This is a genomic window from Phyllobacterium sp. 628 (assembly GCF_014189505.1).
Lineage (GTDB): Bacteria > Pseudomonadota > Alphaproteobacteria > Rhizobiales > Rhizobiaceae > Phyllobacterium.
Window position 1 is genome coordinate 3070016 of record NZ_CP050301.1, and the last position, 15609, is coordinate 3085624.

Annotated in this window: 14 protein-coding genes; 6 read left to right on the forward strand and 8 right to left on the reverse strand. The window is 55.8% G+C overall.

What is annotated here, in order from left to right; genetic code table 11:
• The first annotated feature begins 59 nt into the window (after positions 1 to 59).
• Together HB779_RS16780 and HB779_RS16785 are read left to right on the forward strand one after the other, a co-directional pair.
• Positions 60 to 701: an NAD(P)-dependent oxidoreductase gene (locus tag HB779_RS16780; RefSeq protein WP_188343406.1), complete on the forward strand. Its 642-nt coding sequence runs from the start codon at positions 60 to 62 to the stop codon at positions 699 to 701.
• 270 nt (positions 702 to 971) lie between these two features.
• Positions 972 to 2033: an LLM class flavin-dependent oxidoreductase gene (locus HB779_RS16785; RefSeq protein ID WP_188343407.1), complete on the forward strand. Its 1062-nt coding sequence runs from the start codon at positions 972 to 974 to the stop codon at positions 2031 to 2033.
• 55 nt (positions 2034 to 2088) lie between these two features.
• On the opposite strand, the gene murI is transcribed toward HB779_RS16785, so the two are convergent.
• Positions 2089 to 2892 carry a glutamate racemase gene (gene murI, locus HB779_RS16790; protein ID WP_188343408.1) on the reverse strand — a complete coding sequence of 268 codons (804 nt, stop codon included), beginning with the start codon at positions 2890 to 2892 and terminating at the stop codon, positions 2089 to 2091.
• A complete protein-coding gene (locus tag HB779_RS16795) occupies positions 2885 to 3739 on the reverse strand; it encodes an RNA methyltransferase (protein ID WP_188343409.1) in 855 nt (284 codons plus the stop codon). Before HB779_RS16795 ends, murI begins: the two co-directional genes overlap by 8 nt.
• A 214-nt stretch (positions 3740 to 3953) precedes the next feature.
• Here HB779_RS16795 and HB779_RS16800 point away from each other — a divergent pair, with 214 nt between their 5' ends.
• On the forward strand, positions 3954 to 5168 hold the full coding sequence (locus tag HB779_RS16800) for an NADP-dependent isocitrate dehydrogenase (RefSeq protein ID WP_188343410.1): 1215 nt from the start codon (positions 3954 to 3956) through the stop codon (positions 5166 to 5168).
• Positions 5169 to 5282: 114 nt separating this feature from the next.
• Here the strand turns inward: HB779_RS16800 and HB779_RS16805 are convergent, their stop codons facing one another.
• The 3 genes from HB779_RS16805 to recA form a co-directional block, all read right to left on the reverse strand.
• The gene (locus tag HB779_RS16805; protein ID WP_188343411.1) at positions 5283 to 5807 is read right to left on the reverse strand and encodes a hypothetical protein; all 525 of its coding nucleotides are present in this window, start codon (positions 5805 to 5807) and stop codon (positions 5283 to 5285) included.
• 351 nt (positions 5808 to 6158) lie between these two features.
• Positions 6159 to 8816, reverse strand: coding sequence for an alanine--tRNA ligase (gene alaS / locus HB779_RS16810; RefSeq protein ID WP_188343412.1), 2658 nt, complete (start codon positions 8814 to 8816; stop codon positions 6159 to 6161).
• Positions 8817 to 9054: 238 nt separating this feature from the next.
• Positions 9055 to 10149, reverse strand: a complete 1095-nt coding sequence (recA, locus tag HB779_RS16815) for a recombinase RecA (RefSeq protein ID WP_188343413.1) — start codon at positions 10147 to 10149, stop codon at positions 9055 to 9057.
• Positions 10150 to 10469: 320 nt separating this feature from the next.
• Between recA and HB779_RS16820 the strand changes: the two genes are divergently transcribed.
• Both HB779_RS16820 and HB779_RS16825 read left to right on the forward strand, forming a co-directional pair.
• Positions 10470 to 11420 carry a carbohydrate kinase family protein gene (locus tag HB779_RS16820; RefSeq protein WP_188343414.1) on the forward strand — a complete coding sequence of 317 codons (951 nt, stop codon included), beginning with the start codon at positions 10470 to 10472 and terminating at the stop codon, positions 11418 to 11420.
• A gap of 31 nt (positions 11421 to 11451) precedes the next feature.
• Complete coding sequence (locus HB779_RS16825; RefSeq protein ID WP_188343415.1) at positions 11452 to 12381, forward strand: pseudouridine-5'-phosphate glycosidase; 930 nt, start codon at positions 11452 to 11454, stop codon at positions 12379 to 12381.
• On the opposite strand, the gene HB779_RS16830 is transcribed toward HB779_RS16825, so the two are convergent.
• Positions 12374 to 13033 (reverse strand): OmpA family protein, encoded by a 660-nt coding sequence (locus HB779_RS16830; protein ID WP_188343416.1) that lies wholly within the window; start codon positions 13031 to 13033, stop codon positions 12374 to 12376. The genes HB779_RS16825 and HB779_RS16830 overlap by 8 nt on opposite strands.
• Before the next feature lie 69 nt (positions 13034 to 13102).
• Positions 13103 to 13627 carry a GNAT family N-acetyltransferase gene (locus HB779_RS16835; protein ID WP_188343417.1) on the reverse strand — a complete coding sequence of 175 codons (525 nt, stop codon included), beginning with the start codon at positions 13625 to 13627 and terminating at the stop codon, positions 13103 to 13105.
• A gap of 322 nt (positions 13628 to 13949) precedes the next feature.
• Between HB779_RS16835 and HB779_RS16840 the strand changes: the two genes are divergently transcribed.
• Complete coding sequence (locus HB779_RS16840) at positions 13950 to 14663, forward strand: SDR family oxidoreductase (RefSeq protein ID WP_188343418.1); 714 nt, start codon at positions 13950 to 13952, stop codon at positions 14661 to 14663.
• Between the two features lie 177 nt (positions 14664 to 14840).
• On the opposite strand, the gene HB779_RS16845 is transcribed toward HB779_RS16840, so the two are convergent.
• Positions 14841 to 15536 carry a helix-turn-helix transcriptional regulator gene (locus HB779_RS16845; RefSeq protein ID WP_188343419.1) on the reverse strand — a complete coding sequence of 232 codons (696 nt, stop codon included), beginning with the start codon at positions 15534 to 15536 and terminating at the stop codon, positions 14841 to 14843.
• Positions 15537 to 15609: the final 73 nt, after the last annotated feature.

The window sequence follows — 15609 nt, forward strand, 5'->3', positions numbered from 1 at the left end:
AGTAACCAGAAAACAATCCGTACGCGATCAGCCCGTACGCAATCAACAAGGAGATCAATATGAAAATCGCACTCATTGGCGCCACAGGGTTTGTCGGCACAGAATTGTTGAAAGAAGCCGTGTCGCGCGGCCATTCCGTTACGGCGCTCGTGCGCAATGTCGATAAGGTCGAGAAGCTCGACGGTGTCACCGCGGTTAAGGCCGATGTGCTCGATGTGGCTGATCTGGCCGACAAGTTGAAAGGCAGCGACGTTGTGCTTTCAGCCTATAATCCGGGCTGGGGTGTTCCTGACATTCAGGCCGTTCACATCAAGGCCAGCAAGGCCATCAGCGAAGCCACCAAGAAGGCTGGCGTGAAGCGTCTGATCGTCGTTGGTGGTGCTGGCAGCCTGTTGAATCAGGAAGGCAAACAATTCGTCGATGGTCCTGATTTTCCTGCAGAATACAAGGAAGGTGCACTCGGCGCCCGCCAGGCTCTGAACGATCTGAAGAGCGAAAATGGTCTGGATTGGAGTTTTGTCTCGCCGCCATTCATGCTTGTACCCGGCCCGCGTACCGGTGCCTATCGCCTTGGCAAGGACAACCCGGTATTCAGCGCCGAGGGCAAAAGCACAATCAGTGCCTCCGATCTCGCCGTCGCCATCCTGGATGAAGCTGAGACGCCAAAACACGTCAAAGAGCGCTTTACCGTTGGGTATTGATAGCATGATCATGATGCGTGGTTCGACAAGCTCACCATGAGGGAAAAAATGGCTGCAAGCCGAGTAGAAACATTGCAGAATATAGCTCCCTGCAATCCGTAATCTTCCCCATGGTGAGCTTCCTGAGCTTGTCGAAGGGCTAACCACGCACCATATACCGCCCCGACCGGGGCGGTTTCCTTTGGTGCCTTGGCAACCGCAATGTGCGTTCTTCACAAGCCACCAACGCGCGCTTAATTAAGCAGCAACGTTAGAATAAAGGTGAAGATCATGGAACTCGGCATATATACATTTGCAGGCATGGCTCCCGACCCCAAGAGCGGCGTTGCCATCGACGCGCACCAGCGCATGCAAAATCTGCTTGAAGAAATGGAATTGGCTGATCAGGTCGGTCTCGATGTTTTTGGCATCGGTGAACACCATCGCCCGGATTTCGTTATTTCGACGCCTGCTGTGGTTTTGGCTGCCGGTGCTGCACGCACCAAAAATATCCGGCTGACCAGTGCTGTTACGGTTTTGAGCTCGGAAGACCCGGTTCGTGTCTTTCAGGAATATGCCACACTCGACCTGATCTCCTCGGGCCGTGCGGAAATCATGGCTGGCCGGGGTTCGTTCATCGAGTCTTTCCCGTTATTCGGTTACGACCTCAACGACTATGACGAACTCTTCACCGAAAAGCTCGATCTGTTATTGAAGTTGCGCGCCAATGAACGCGTGACGTGGAATGGCAACTTACGCGCGCCGATTAACAATCTTGGCGTCTATCCGCGTCCGTTGCAAAATCCCCTGCCCGTATGGATTGCTGTTGGCGGCACGCCGGCATCTGTCATCCGTGCCGGCACGCTCGGTTTACCGCTCGCTGTCGCCATCATTGGCGGCGAACCGCATCGCTTTGCCCCGCTGGTTGATCTCTACCGCGAATCTGGTGCCAAGGCAGGCCACGCACCGGAGACGCTGAAGGTCAGTATCAACTCGCACGGCTATGTCGCCGATACCTCACAGGCTGCCGGAGACGATTACTGGCCGTCCTACGAAGTGGTGATGAACAAGATCGGGCGCGAACGCGGTTGGCCGCCAAGCAACCGGGCACAGTTTGAAGCTGGCCGCACCCCGCGCGGCGCGCTTCTGGTCGGGTCGCCGCAGGAAGTGATCGACAAGATCATGCTGCAGCACAGCTACTTCAAGCATGATCGCTTCATGCTGCAAATCGATCTTGGCAGCCTGCCGCACAAAAACACATTGCGGGCGATTGAGCTGTACGGCACGAAAGTTGCGCCTGTTATCCGCAAGGAATTTGCTTCCGCAGAAAAGACGGAAGCAGTTTTGGCTTGAAGATAATGAATGGCGGAAGTTCCAACTTCCGCCATTCACTCAAGGGTATCAAGAGTTAAGCAGTATCGAGACCAAAACCCTGCATCAGTCGGCGGGTGGAGAAATCCGGATTGCCTGAGGTGAAGACGGCGATGTCATCGCCATGTTCTGGCTCCATCCCTGTACCGTTTGGCTTGAGCAGTGACAATGCGCGGCGCGCAATAGCCTCAGCCGGATCGAGCCAGTCCACCGGCCATGGCGCCAGACGGCGGAACACATTGGCAAGGAACGGGTAATGCGTGCAGGCCAGCACGACAATATCGGTGCGCTTGCCATCCATCTCGACGAAACATGGTTTGATTTCAGCCAGAACTGCTGCGTCGTCCAAATGTTCGCCACGTATATGCGCTTCGGCCATGCGTGCCAAATTTTGGCTGCCGACAAGCCGTACGTGGCACTTGGTGGCAAAAGACTGGATCAGGTCACGCGTATAGGCGCGCTTCACCGTACCAGGCGTTGCCAGAACCGTGATGAGGCCGGATGACGTGCGCTCTGCCGCCGGTTTGATCGCCGGAACGGTACCGACAAAAGGCACAGATGGAAACGCTGACCGCAGATCATCCAGAACAAGCGTGGATGCCGTGTTGCAGGGAATGATGATGATCTCCGGATCATACTTGGCAATGAAACCGTCAAACAGGCCCACAATGCGCTCGCGCAGCGGTTCCTCTTCCCAATCGCCATAGGGGAATCCCGCATCATCGGCGATGTAGACAAAACGGCGGTCCGGGATCAGCACCCTCGCCTCGCGCAACACGGTCAATCCGCCAATGCCGCTGTCGAACGCAATGATTGGCCGGTCCGCTGCCTTGTCACTCATCGCTTGGCGTATCCTCGTGACCGGTTTGATTTTTTGCAGGCTTTTCGCGTTTGCGGCCTTCCGGCGCGCCCGAGCCGCGCGGCGTCTTGGGGCTGAAATAATCCAGCGAAACGACAACACCGCGAAGAAGTTTCAATTCCGAGTCGGAAAACCCGGCGCGGGTCAGCACGCCGCGCAGATTGTTGACCATGATTTCCTTGCGCGCCATCGGCCGGAAATAGCCACGCGCCTGCAAAGCATCTTCCAGATGGTTGAAAAAGCCCTGCAACTGCTCCTTGGGCGCAGGTTCAAGCTCCGGCCCACGGAACGCCGTGTCCGTTTCCTTCGCCAATCCTGACTTCATCCACTCATAGGACATGAGCAAAACCGCCTGTGCAATATTCAGAGACGAGAATGCCGGATTGACCGGAAATGTCACCAGCTCATCGGCCAGGCTGACTTCGTCATTATTGAGGCCGAAACGCTCGCGGCCAAAAAGAATCCCGGTCTTTTCACCCTGGTTGAAGCGCTGGCGCAATGTCTGCCCAGCCTCGACGGGGCCGCGCACCTGCTTAAAAGCATCGCGTTCCCGCGCCGTGGTGGCATAAACGAAATGCAGGTCCTGGATGGCCGAGGGCAGATCGTCGTAAACCTTTGCACCATCGATGATGTGATCAGCGCGGCTGGCGGCCGATCGCGCCTTCTCGTTGGGAAACTCCTCGCGCGGCTTGACCAGCCGCAATTCCGCCAGACCAAAATTAGCCATGGCCCGCGCCACCATGCCGATATTCTCCGGCAATTGCGGTTCGACCAGAATAATTGCCGGGCCTTCGGCGATGAGGGTGCGCTGTCTGTCTGTGCCTGCCATGATCAATCCATTGTGAATGCCGCCGTCATACAACGCGTTTTTTCAGCGGGCAATCGTGCATAGGGCCTGTGCCCGCTTCATATTCCGCCAAGATTGCCATTAAACAATTAAAGCCAGTCTTTGCGTTCTTGTTTGCGAGTGCTATAGGGGCGCGAACCCTCATTGAAAACCGATGCTGGCATACCCGGACCAGCGATAAAGAGGCTGATTATTCATGGCAAAGATCAAGGTTGCAAACCCTGTCGTCGAGCTCGATGGCGACGAGATGACCCGCATCATCTGGCAGTATATCAAAGAAAAACTGATCCATCCCTACCTCGACATCGATCTGAAATATTACGACCTTGGTATTGAGCATCGCGACGCGACTGACGATCAGGTCACGATTGATGCTGCCCATGCGATCAACAAGTATGGCGTCGGCGTCAAATGCGCCACCATCACCCCGGACGAACAGCGCGTTGAGGAATTCGGCCTGAAGAAGATGTGGAAGTCGCCCAACGGCACCATCCGCAACATTCTCGGCGGCGTTATCTTCCGCGAACCGATCATTGCCAAGAACGTTCCCCGTCTGGTTCCGGGCTGGACACAGCCAATCATCGTTGGCCGTCATGCTTTCGGCGATCAGTACCGTGCGACCGATTTCCGCTTCCCGGGCAAGGGCAAGCTGTCGATCAAGTTCGTCGGCGAAGATGGCCAGACGATCGAACACGATGTTTATGATGCGCCAAGCGCCGGCGTTGCCATGGCCATGTACAATCTGGATGATTCCATCCGCGATTTTGCCCGTGCCTCGCTCAACTACGCCTACAACCGGGGCGTTCCGTGCTACCTCTCGACCAAAAACACCATCCTCAAGGCCTATGACGGCCGCTTCAAGGATATCTTCCAGGAAGTATTCGACGCCGAATTCGCGGACAAGTTTGCCGAAAAGAAGATCACCTATGAACATCGCCTGATCGACGACATGGTCGCTTCGGCGTTGAAGTGGTCCGGCGGTTATGTCTGGGCCTGCAAGAACTATGACGGCGACGTACAGTCCGACATCGTGGCACAGGGCTTTGGCTCGCTCGGCCTGATGACTTCCGTTCTGATGACACCGGATGGCCAGACTGTTGAAGCTGAAGCCGCGCACGGCACCGTAACGCGTCACTATCGCCAGCATCAGAAGGGCCAGGAAACCTCGACCAACTCCATCGCGTCGATTTTCGCTTGGACACGCGGCCTTGCGCATCGCGCCAAGCTCGATGGCAATGCGGAACTCGACCGGTTTGCCACCACGCTGGAAAAGGTCTGTGTTGACACGGTTGAAGCCGGTTTCATGACCAAGGATCTTGCCCTGCTTATCGGTCCGGATCAGCCTTGGTTGTCCACGACAGGCTTCCTCGACAAGATCGACGAAAACCTGCAGAAGGCCATGGCTGCCTGATCCGGGCTGCCAGAACCGGCAGAGCATCAAATACGAAAAGCCCCGGTTTTACCGGGGCTTTTTCTTTGCAACTTGGCATTCGAGTTAGGAACAAGCGGGTACTGAAAAAGGGGACTATTGCGGCAACGGTTTGGTCACTTTTGCCTGTGAGGTTGCAACCGGAACAAGTTTACCTTTAAGGGCTAAGACTTCGCGAAAACTTTCCGGTGCAATCTTCCCGATCGCTCTTCCACCCTTTCCGATCAATTCGAACTCGAAGCCACTTTTTGCGCCTGTTTGAAAGTCAGATTCATCGAGCATTACAATACCGGATTCTAACGTTGGACAGTTCCCTCGGTCGCTGCACCGCATTGTATGAACCTCCCCTTTTTCATAATGCAGCTTTTTTCCAAAACTCCATGCTTCACTTAAGGAAGCTTTCCCGCGACGATCAAGAAGCGTGGAGAAGCCGTATTCATCATGGCTTGAATTAAACGGCGGAATAAACAGCTGATAAGAGGTGTCCACCGCAACATTTGCGAATGAACCATAGGCAATACTCACTCCCAAATGAGGGTCTGTAACGATTTTGGGTGGTGGATTTGGCAAGCAAGAACTCAATAGGAGCGATGTAATCACTAAAGTCATACTTCGCTTCATACTTTGGCTCCTCAACAAACCGAGCAAGCTCCCGTCAGCAGTTGGGGTTGCCGCGCTACCTTATAAGCTGCGGGGATTTGGAGGTGTTCTGGTTAACCTCAATACCTCGCCGCGCGATGAAAGCGTCAACCTTCGCAGGCCAACCCAGACAATCACTATTCAGTTCAGAAGTTCTTCGGTTGTGATGATTTACATACAAACAATAATATTGATGCGCTTTTCAATACGAAAAATATATACAAAATTCTCTATTATATCAATGGCTTCCACATAGATACTAAGTTGTATGCCAAAGTCCAACTCTGGATTGATGCCAGCCGCGACAATGCGCGGCTGGGTAGAAAATTGGGCTTAACCAGCCAGCGCTTCACGCACTGCCGCTACCGCAGCCTCGGCTTTCGAGCCATCCGGACCGCCGGCCTGTGCCATATCAGGGCGGCCGCCGCCACCGGCACCGCCAAGCGCTGCGGAGGCAATGCGAACGAGATCGACTGCGCTGAACTTACCAATGAGATCGTCGGTCACACCGACAACGGCGCTGGCCTTGCCATCATCCGAGACACCGATAAAGGTAACGATACCGGAGCCCACGCTCTTCTTGGCATCGTCGGCCAGAGGCTTCAGATCGCGCGGATTGACGCCGGTGACGACCTTGCCAATGAACCCGACACCGTTGATCGTTTCCGACTGCGCACCGCCAGCACCAGAGCCGCCCAGCGCCAGCTGTTTGCGCGCCTCGGTCAGTTCCCGTTCAAGTTTGCGGCGCTCGTCCATCAGGGCCGTGACACGGGCCAATGCATCGGCAGGCGAGGATTTCAGCGCACTGGCGATCGCCTTGACGCGTTCATCCTGCTCTTCCAGATAGCGGCGAGCCGCCTCGCCCGTCAGTGCTTCCATACGGCGAACGCCCGCAGCGACGGCACTCTCGGAAACAATGCGGATTAGGCCAATATCGCCCGTCGCCCGCACATGCGTTCCGCCGCAAAGCTCAGTCGAATAGCTTTTGCCAGCTTTCTCACCATGCAGCGCCGTACCCATGGAGACCACACGCACTTCATCGCCGTATTTCTCGCCGAAAAGCGCCATGGCACCTTCGGCAATCGCATCATCCACGGCCATCAGACGCGTTGATACCGGCGCGTTCTGCAGAACGATCTCGTTGGCGAGATCTTCGATGACAGCCAGTTCCTTGTCCGAAATCGGCTTCGGGTGTGAAAAGTCAAAGCGCAGGCGATCCGGCGCAACGAGCGAACCCTTCTGCGCCACATGGGTGCCGAGCGTTTCACGCAGCGCCTCATGCAACAGGTGAGTTGCCGAATGGTTGGAGCGGATACGCGTACGGCGTATGCTATCGACAGTGAGTTCAACCGGCACACCTAGCTTTACGGCCCCCTTGACCACCTTGCCAAGATGCACGAACACGCCGTCATTCTTCTTCTGGGTGTCGGTTACGACCACGGTGAAACCATCACCGGAGATGACGCCTGTATCACCCTGCTGGCCACCGGATTCACCATAAAAGGGCGTCTGGTTGACAACAATGGCAATATTCTCCCCTTCAGCGGCGCTATCAACCTGCGCGCCATCACGCACCAATGCGGTAACAACGCCTTCAGCCTTTTCAGTTTCATAACCGAGGAATTCCGTGGCACCGACCTTGTCGCGCACCGAAAACCAGACTGTTTCCGTGGCAGCGTCACCGGAGCCAGACCAATGGGCGCGCGCTTCCGCCTTCTGGCGTTCCATCGCTGCCGCAAATGCATCCGTATCAACGCCAATGCCGCGCTGACGCAGCGCATCCTGCGTCAAATCCAGCGGAAAGCCGAACGTGTCATAGAGCTTGAAAGCCGTCTCGCCATCGAGGCGATCACCCTCACCCAGATTTTCCGTCGCATCACTGAGCAGGCCAAGGCCGCGATCCAGTGTTTTGCGGAAGCGGGTTTCCTCAAGCTTCAATGTTTCAGAGATCAGCGACTCTGCGCGGATCAACTCAGGGTAAGCCTGCCCCATTTCGCGAATGAGCGCTGGCAGCAGACGCCACATCAACGGTTCCTTGGCGCCGAGAAGCTGCGCATGGCGCATGGCGCGGCGCATGATGCGGCGCAGCACATAGCCACGGCCTTCATTCGACGGCAGAACGCCATCGGCAATCAGGAAGCTCGACGAGCGCAGATGGTCAGCAATGACGCGGTGGCTGGCGCGGAACTTGCCCTCAGCTTTAACACCCGTCGCATCTTCCGACGCACGGATGAGCGCACGGAACAGGTCGATATCATAATTATCGTGCTCACCCTGCAGAACAGCGGCGAGACGCTCCAGCCCCATACCGGTATCGATAGACGGACGCGGCAGTTCAATGCGCTGTTCCTTCGTTACCTGCTCGAACTGCATGAACACGAGATTCCAGATCTCGATGAAGCGATCACCATCTTCATCGGCACTACCGGGAGGTCCACCCCAGATGTCCTCACCGTGATCGTAGAAAATCTCCGAACATGGACCGCAAGGGCCGGTATCACCCATCGCCCAGAAATTATCGCTGGTAGCGATACGGATAATCCTGTCGTCCGATAGCCCGGCGATCTTTTTCCAGAAACCCGCTGCCGCATCGTCGGTGTGATAAACGGTGACGAGCAGCTTGTTCTTGTCGAGACCGAATTCCTTGGTGATCAGGTTCCAGGCAAGGCTGATTGCCTCTTCCTTGAAGTAATCGCCGAAGGAGAAATTGCCGAGCATTTCAAAGAAAGTGTGATGCCGGGCGGTATAGCCGACATTATCCAGATCATTATGCTTGCCACCAGCGCGGACACACTTCTGCGAGGTGGTCGCGCGGCTATAAGGGCGCTGCTCAAGTCCCGTGAAAACATTCTTGAACTGAACCATGCCCGCATTGGTGAACATCAGCGTCGGGTCATTGCGCGGCACGAGCGGGCTCGAAGCCACGATCTCATGGCCGTTCTTCTTGAAATAGTTCAGAAATGTCGACCGGATCTCGTTGACGCCACTCATGTGTATTGCCTTCTGACTTGTCTTTTACCAAAGCGGAACAGGCCCCTTTCGTATCAAAGGAGCGGAACGCAACGCTTGTAGCGACGCCGCCGCCGCCTGTCCAGAAAATCCCGGCACAGACCACCCACTTGCCACCACCGGTTGAACCGGCAAACGATATCCCGCAAAAGAAAAACCCGCATCCAGAAACTGAATGCGGGTTTGGTATCAAAAACCAGAAGCGGTCTGTCCCTTGGGATCAGCCTTCTGCAGCCTCGGGACCGTCATTGTCTTCAATGTCATCGGGCCCCTTGTCCAGCATCTGCTCGGCGATAAGACCAGCATTCTGGCGCAAGACGAGTTCGATCTCATCGGCAACTTCCGGGTTTTCCTTGAGGAACAATTTTGCGTTGTCACGGCCTTGGCCCAGACGCTGCGAATTGTAGGAGAACCATGAACCGGACTTTTCAACAATCCCAGCCTTTACGCCGAGATCGACCAGTTCGCCGACCTTGGATACGCCTTCGCCATACATGATGTCGAATTCGACCTGCTTGAAGGGCGGAGCGAGCTTGTTCTTGACGACCTTGACGCGGGTCTGGTTGCCGACAACTTCTTCGCGTTCTTTCAGCGAACCGATACGGCGAATATCAAGACGCACCGACGCGTAGAATTTCAGCGCATTACCGCCCGTTGTGGTTTCCGGCGAGCCAAACATCACACCAATCTTCATGCGGATCTGGTTGATGAAGATGACCATGCAATTGGAACGCGAAATGGACGCGGTCAATTTGCGCAGCGCCTGGCTCATCAGACGAGCCTGAAGGCCCGGCAGAGAATCACCCATCTCGCCTTCGATTTCCGCACGCGGGGTCAGTGCCGCAACAGAATCGATAACAAGAACATCAATGGCACCCGAACGCACCAGCGTGTCGGTGATTTCCAATGCCTGTTCGCCTGTGTCAGGCTGCGAGATCAGAAGATTTTCCAGATCCACACCAAGCTTGCGAGCATAGACCGGGTCCAGCGCGTGTTCCGCATCAACGAAAGCGCAAATGCCGCCCTTCTTCTGGGCTTCAGCAATCGTATGCAGCGCGAGTGTTGTCTTACCGGAACTTTCCGGCCCATAAATCTCGACGATACGGCCCTTCGGCAACCCGCCGACGCCCAAGGCTATATCCAGTGAAAGTGAACCGGTCGAAACCGTCTCGATCTCCACTACCTGCTCGTTGCGTCCAAGCCGCATGATCGAGCCTTTACCAAAGGCCCTCTCGATCTGGGACAATGCCGCATCCAGCGCTTTCGTTTTATCCACCGAATTACCCTCAACTAACCGCAAAGAATTTTGAGCCATGTTACACTACCCCTGTGCTATCCATGAAGTCCGGACGCTCCGGTCTTTGAAGATATTTGTATCTGTTTTGTTCTCATTTTGCAAGATGCGCAAATCATTGAAATACAATAATAATCAAAAAATGTTCTTATAACGTTCTCGGTATTGACCTGATGGCCTTGTCCACATGTTCTTCGGCCGGAAATATCCTTGAAAGGCAAAATGGACATTTGCAGATTCTGAATCGTTCGGACGATTGCGCCGAAGCATGGACCCATCTAGAGAAGAAACAAGACATGTGTCTTGCAACCCATAGTTTTGTTCAGCCGAAGCAATCAATCATGACCCAGGATCACACACCGCTGCTCTTTGCTGTCGGCGGCGCTCATATGGACCGGCGCGGGCAAAGCAGCGTGCCCTTTGTCCCGGGCGCATCCAATCCCGGCATCATGCGCGAAGAGCCTGGCGGCGGCGTGTTCAATGCCCTGCGGCTGGCCGTTCAACGCGGCGTGCGGGCCGAAATGCTGTCGGTGCGCGGTGGCGACCGGGTGGGTGATGTCATCAGCGCCGCATTTGAGAAAGCCGGAATCAAAGACAGCTCCGTTGTTTTCATGGACCGGGCAACGCCGAGTTATACAGCCATTCTCGATGATCGCGGCGATGTGGTTGCCGCCATTGCTGACATGGCACTTTATGAGATAGTGCTTCCCAAGCAGTTGCGCCGCCGGAAAGTGCGCGATGCAATTGCTGCCGCTGACGCAATTTTTGGCGATGCCAACCTGCCTGCGGAAGCGTTGCAACGGCTGGCCGGTCTCGCCGGTTACAAACCACTGTTTGCACTGGCGATTTCTCCCGCCAAAGCTGTCCGGCTAAAATCTATTCTCGGTGATCTCGCTTGCCTGTTCCTCAACCGGCGTGAAGCTCTGGCTCTGACCGATCTTCCCGCTCATGCGGGTCTCGGCGAACTATGCCAAGCATTGCGTGCTGCGGGTTTACGCAATGCTGTACTCAGCAATGGCGGCGAAGCCGCGCTTGTCTATTCCGATGCGGGCGCTTTCTCGCTTCTGCCACCCCCGGTTTCAGAGATTGCCGATGTGACCGGTGCAGGCGATGCATTGGCTGGCGGCACAATTGCTGCCTTGATGCGCGGCATGCCATTGCACGAGGCCGTGCGCGAAGGCATGGCGGCTTCCATGCTGACGCTGGCAACGCATTCGGCCAGTCCGCTTTTCACAACCAAAACCTTCAATACCGCGCTTGCGCATATTCCCGCTGCTGTTCCCCTTCTTTAGAACGGCCAAGGACAAGACAAAGGAAATAACCATGACCACCATCGCTCTCAATTCGTTCACGGATGTTGCACCGGAAGTGCAGAAGGCACTCGATGCCGGGCAGCCCGTCGTAGCGCTGGAAAGCACGATCATCACCCATGGTATGCCCTACCCGGACAACAGCCGCATGGCCTCCGATGTTGAAGAAATCATTCGCGCCGGCGGCGCCGTACCAGCAACGATTGCCATTATTGACGGCCGCCTGAAGATTGGCATTTCCGCCGAAGAGCGCGAGGCACTGGCGCAGGTGAAAGGCGCAATGAAGCTTTCGCGCGCTGATCTAGCCTTTGCGCTATCGGAAGGCCGCACCGGCGGCACCACGGTTGCTGCAACCATGCTTGCTGCCCACCTTGCTGGCATCAAGGTGTTTGCGACCGGCGGCATTGGCGGCGTGCATATGGGCGCAGAGAAGAGCTTTGACATCTCCGCTGATCTGGAAGAACTGGGCCGCACACCGGTTATCGTTGTCTCGGCCGGTGCAAAAGCGATTCTGGATATTGAAAAGACGCTGGAAGTGCTTGAAACCAAAGGCGTACCGGTTGTTGTAAACGGGTCGGATATTCTGCCCGCCTTCTGGTCGCGGCAATCGCATCTGAAGGCACCCCTGCGTCTCGATACGCCCGAAGCCATTGCGAAATTTCAGGCGGCCCGCAGCGCCATCGGTGTTGTCGGCGGCATGCTGATCGCCAATCCCATCCCGGCGGAAAGCGAAATTCCCGCAGAAATCATGGGCGGATACATTCGTGAAGCTCTGGCACGCGCCACAAAAAATGGCATCACGGGCAAAGCCGTAACACCATATCTTCTGTCGGAAATTCTTGACATCACCAACGGTGAAAGCCTGAAGGCAAACATCGCTCTGGTGGAAAACAATGCGCGGCTTGGGGCGCGCATTGCTGTTGCCCTTACAAAAATTAAGTAAGCGGCGAAATCTGCAGTTCGACGCGCCGGTTTTGGGCGCGTCCGGCTTCCGTGGTGTTGGGAGCAATCGGCCGGTCCATACCGAGGCCGCGAACGGAAAAACGCCTGTTATCGATGCCCTGCTGGGTCAGGAAGTTCGAAACGGATAGCGCCCGGCGTTCGGACAGGAGTTGGTTATACTGCTGTCCGCCGACATTGTCGGTATGGCCGTAAACATCAACGATACTCCGGTCAAATTTACGCAAGACAACGGCAACCGAACTAAGCGTTGCGTAGAATTGCGGCTTCACCGCATCCTGATCGGTAGCGAACGTAATGTTCGATGGCATGTTCAGAATGATCTGATCGCCATTGCGGGTCACCGAAACGCCGGTTCCCTGCAGCTGGGCGCGCAGCTCTGATTCCTGACGGTCCATGTAATTGCCGACTGCACCGCCAGCCAGCGCGCCAATCCCCGCCCCGATCAGCGCCGCATTGCGACCGGATTTGCCGCCGCCGCCAACTGCAAGACCACCCAGCGCACCCACTGCCGCGCCGATGGCCGCACCACCCGCCGTATTCGATATTTTCTGCTCGCCCGTATATGGATCGGTTGTGGTGCAACCGGCCAGAAACGTTGCCGCCAGACAGCCGATGGCAAACTTCTTGATCATGGAATCAAATCCCCGTTGGAGTTGTGGCAAATATACGAGTGAATACGGCAAAATATGGAGAGGAACCGGCTAAATTTTTCTTAACCGGGCCATCGCCACGGCATCGACAAATCCGCCCTGTTTGAAGGCGTAATCCCGATGCAATCCTTCCCGCTCAAAGCCGAATTTTTCGTAGAGCCGGATTGCCGCTGCATTGTCGCAATAGACCGTCAATTCAATGCGCTTGATGTTCAGCCAATTGTCAGCGGCATCAATCAGGGCACGCAGCAAAGCCTTGCCTATGCCACGCCTGGTGAAATCATCATGCACACCAATGCCGAGATTTGCCGCATGGGCACGCCGTCCGTCGGATCGGTGCAGACCGGCATGGCCGACAATCTGCTGGTTGATCTCGGCGACAATGCTTGTCGTGCCCGCACCCAGACTTTCAAGCCATTTGCGTGTCTGGTCGGCGCTGTGAAACGGCAACCGAAGCGTACCGGCGCGAAAGCCCGGCAGACTTGCCAGAGCGTTGATTTGCTCAAAATCGGCTACGCGTGCAGCTCGGATCGAAACTGCACTGAAATCGGGTGGGGATAAATTCTGGTCTGTCATTTTGCTCTCCGTTGGTTGGAGGAGAGCATTGGTCAGACCCTGCTCGCCTCAATGGCAGGGTCTGGTGAATGATCGCGTCGACGTCAGCGCAATAGCTCTCCACCACCCCTGAAAAGGAGCATTGTGCAAAGCATCACGATGGTCGAACGGTTGATCATGCGATTATCTTTCACCATGAGATCAGTGATTTCAAGGGGCTTGCTGAATCAAAACCTCATCCCGTTCAAAAAATTTGAGCATTGCGCCGGGTGAAATTCGTTTGCGCAGCCGGGTCTAATCAAAGATGCTCCGCTCATTCAAACTGCATGGATAAGGAACTGCAATGACCGATACCCCACACACACCTGTAGCAATCATCACCGGCGGAGGACGCGGCATGGGCGCAGGCATAGCGCGCGAGCTGCACGCCAGAGGCTACAGACTGGGGCTGATGTCACCATCCGGCAGCGCCATCGAGCTTGCGGCTGAACTGGGTGCAATCGGTATCAAGGGCTCCGCCGGCGAGGCCAAAGATCTTGAAACACTGGTTGCCAAGACAGCGGAAGCCTACGGCCGCATCGACGCCGTCGTCAATCATACCGGCCATCCCCCAAAGGGCGACCTCATCGATATCACCGATGAGAAATGGGCGACAGGCAATGATCTGATGGTGCTGAGCGTTGTGCGTATGGCACGCCTCGTCACGCCCTACATGATCAAGCAAGGCAAAGGCGCATGGGTGAATATCACCACGTTTGCGGCGTTTGAACCAAGCCTCGTCTTTCCTGTCTCCTGCGCTTATCGCGCTGCTGTGGGTGCCTATACCAAGCTCTATGCGGACCGCTACGCGGCCGACAACATTCGCATGAATGCGCTGCTTCCGGGCTTTATCGATAGTCTTGAGCATAAGCCAGGTACCGAGAGCGGCATCCCGATGAAGCGTCTTGGCACCATGAACGAGATCGCCAAAACGACAGCTTTTCTGCTTTCTGACGATGCGGGCTATATTACCGGCCAGAACATTCGCGCGGATGGCGGGGTGACCAGGCACATTTAAACGATTCTTGAGCAGCTATAGCTGGATGCTGCGTAACCATGGTGCGTGGTTCGACAAGCTCACCATGAGGGAGAGTGGTGCTATAAAGCTAATCGTAAAAATTGCAGAATCTAACTCCCTGCAATCCTCAATCCCCCTCATGGTGAGCTTGTCGAACCACGCACTATGCTGGTGCTGCTACATCAAGTTGACACCCAAGGATTCACGCAAATGCCTTTGTCCATTCGGTGTCACCAGCACTGCGCGGGAGCCTTCAACGCGCCTGATCCATCCCTTGTCAAAACAATGGGTGCACAACACAGCGCCGATGGCGCCTGCCAGATGCGGGCGCCGCTCACTCCAATCGAGGCATGGGCGGCAAAGAATACGGCCCTTCTTTTGGGCAATCGAACCAACATCAATGCCTAGACGATCAAACAGCGACAGACCTGCACCGGTCATCTCGCCCGCATCTTGACCGAGCTCGAGGTGACCGCCATCAACGAGTGCATCGGTGATGGAGACGCCAAGCCGTCCCGCCAGATGGTCGTAGCATGTACGCCCTGCCCGCAAGGCAGCATCACGCGGCCCCGTCCGCACGGTCTTATTTGTCACCACAGGTGCGGCAACCTGCATGATGCTTTCAATCATCTGTGCCACAGCGGATGACGCGAGTCGGTGATAGCGATGCCGTCCCTGTTTTTCCACCTGCAGGAGCCCCGCTTCCGTCATCCGCATCAAATGACTGCTGGCAGTCTGCGCTGTGATCCCGGCAAGCTGTGCCAGTTCACTGGCTGTCAGGGCACGCCCATCCATCAAACCGGTCAACATGCTGGCCCGGCCGGGATCTCCGGCGAGCGCAGCAATTTCCGCAAACTTTGCATTGTTCGACATGGCATTGTCCCGTGTTGTTACCGGACTCATATTGGCTCGACGATAACCGGAACGCTTCGAAAAGGCTCGAAGT

Excerpts from the sequence above, each read along its gene's own strand:
- HB779_RS16780 (WP_188343406.1), top strand. The coding sequence starts at position 60 with ATGAAAATCGCACTCATTGGCGCCACAGGGTTTGTCGGCACAGAATTG.
- HB779_RS16785 (WP_188343407.1), top strand. The coding sequence starts at position 972 with ATGGAACTCGGCATATATACATTTGCAGGCATGGCTCCCGACCCCAAG.
- murI (WP_188343408.1), bottom strand. The coding sequence starts at position 2,892 with ATGAGTGACAAGGCAGCGGACCGGCCAATCATTGCGTTCGACAGCGGC.
- HB779_RS16795 (WP_188343409.1), bottom strand. The coding sequence starts at position 3,739 with ATGGCAGGCACAGACAGACAGCGCACCCTCATCGCCGAAGGCCCGGCA.
- HB779_RS16800 (WP_188343410.1), top strand. The coding sequence starts at position 3,954 with ATGGCAAAGATCAAGGTTGCAAACCCTGTCGTCGAGCTCGATGGCGAC.
- HB779_RS16805 (WP_188343411.1), bottom strand. The coding sequence starts at position 5,807 with ATGAAGCGAAGTATGACTTTAGTGATTACATCGCTCCTATTGAGTTCT.
- alaS (WP_188343412.1), bottom strand. The coding sequence starts at position 8,816 with ATGAGTGGCGTCAACGAGATCCGGTCGACATTTCTGAACTATTTCAAG.
- recA (WP_188343413.1), bottom strand. The coding sequence starts at position 10,149 with ATGGCTCAAAATTCTTTGCGGTTAGTTGAGGGTAATTCGGTGGATAAA.
- HB779_RS16820 (WP_188343414.1), top strand. The coding sequence starts at position 10,470 with ATGACCCAGGATCACACACCGCTGCTCTTTGCTGTCGGCGGCGCTCAT.
- HB779_RS16825 (WP_188343415.1), top strand. The coding sequence starts at position 11,452 with ATGACCACCATCGCTCTCAATTCGTTCACGGATGTTGCACCGGAAGTG.
- HB779_RS16830 (WP_188343416.1), bottom strand. The coding sequence starts at position 13,033 with ATGATCAAGAAGTTTGCCATCGGCTGTCTGGCGGCAACGTTTCTGGCC.
- HB779_RS16835 (WP_188343417.1), bottom strand. The coding sequence starts at position 13,627 with ATGACAGACCAGAATTTATCCCCACCCGATTTCAGTGCAGTTTCGATC.
- HB779_RS16840 (WP_188343418.1), top strand. The coding sequence starts at position 13,950 with ATGACCGATACCCCACACACACCTGTAGCAATCATCACCGGCGGAGGA.
- HB779_RS16845 (WP_188343419.1), bottom strand. The coding sequence starts at position 15,536 with ATGTCGAACAATGCAAAGTTTGCGGAAATTGCTGCGCTCGCCGGAGAT.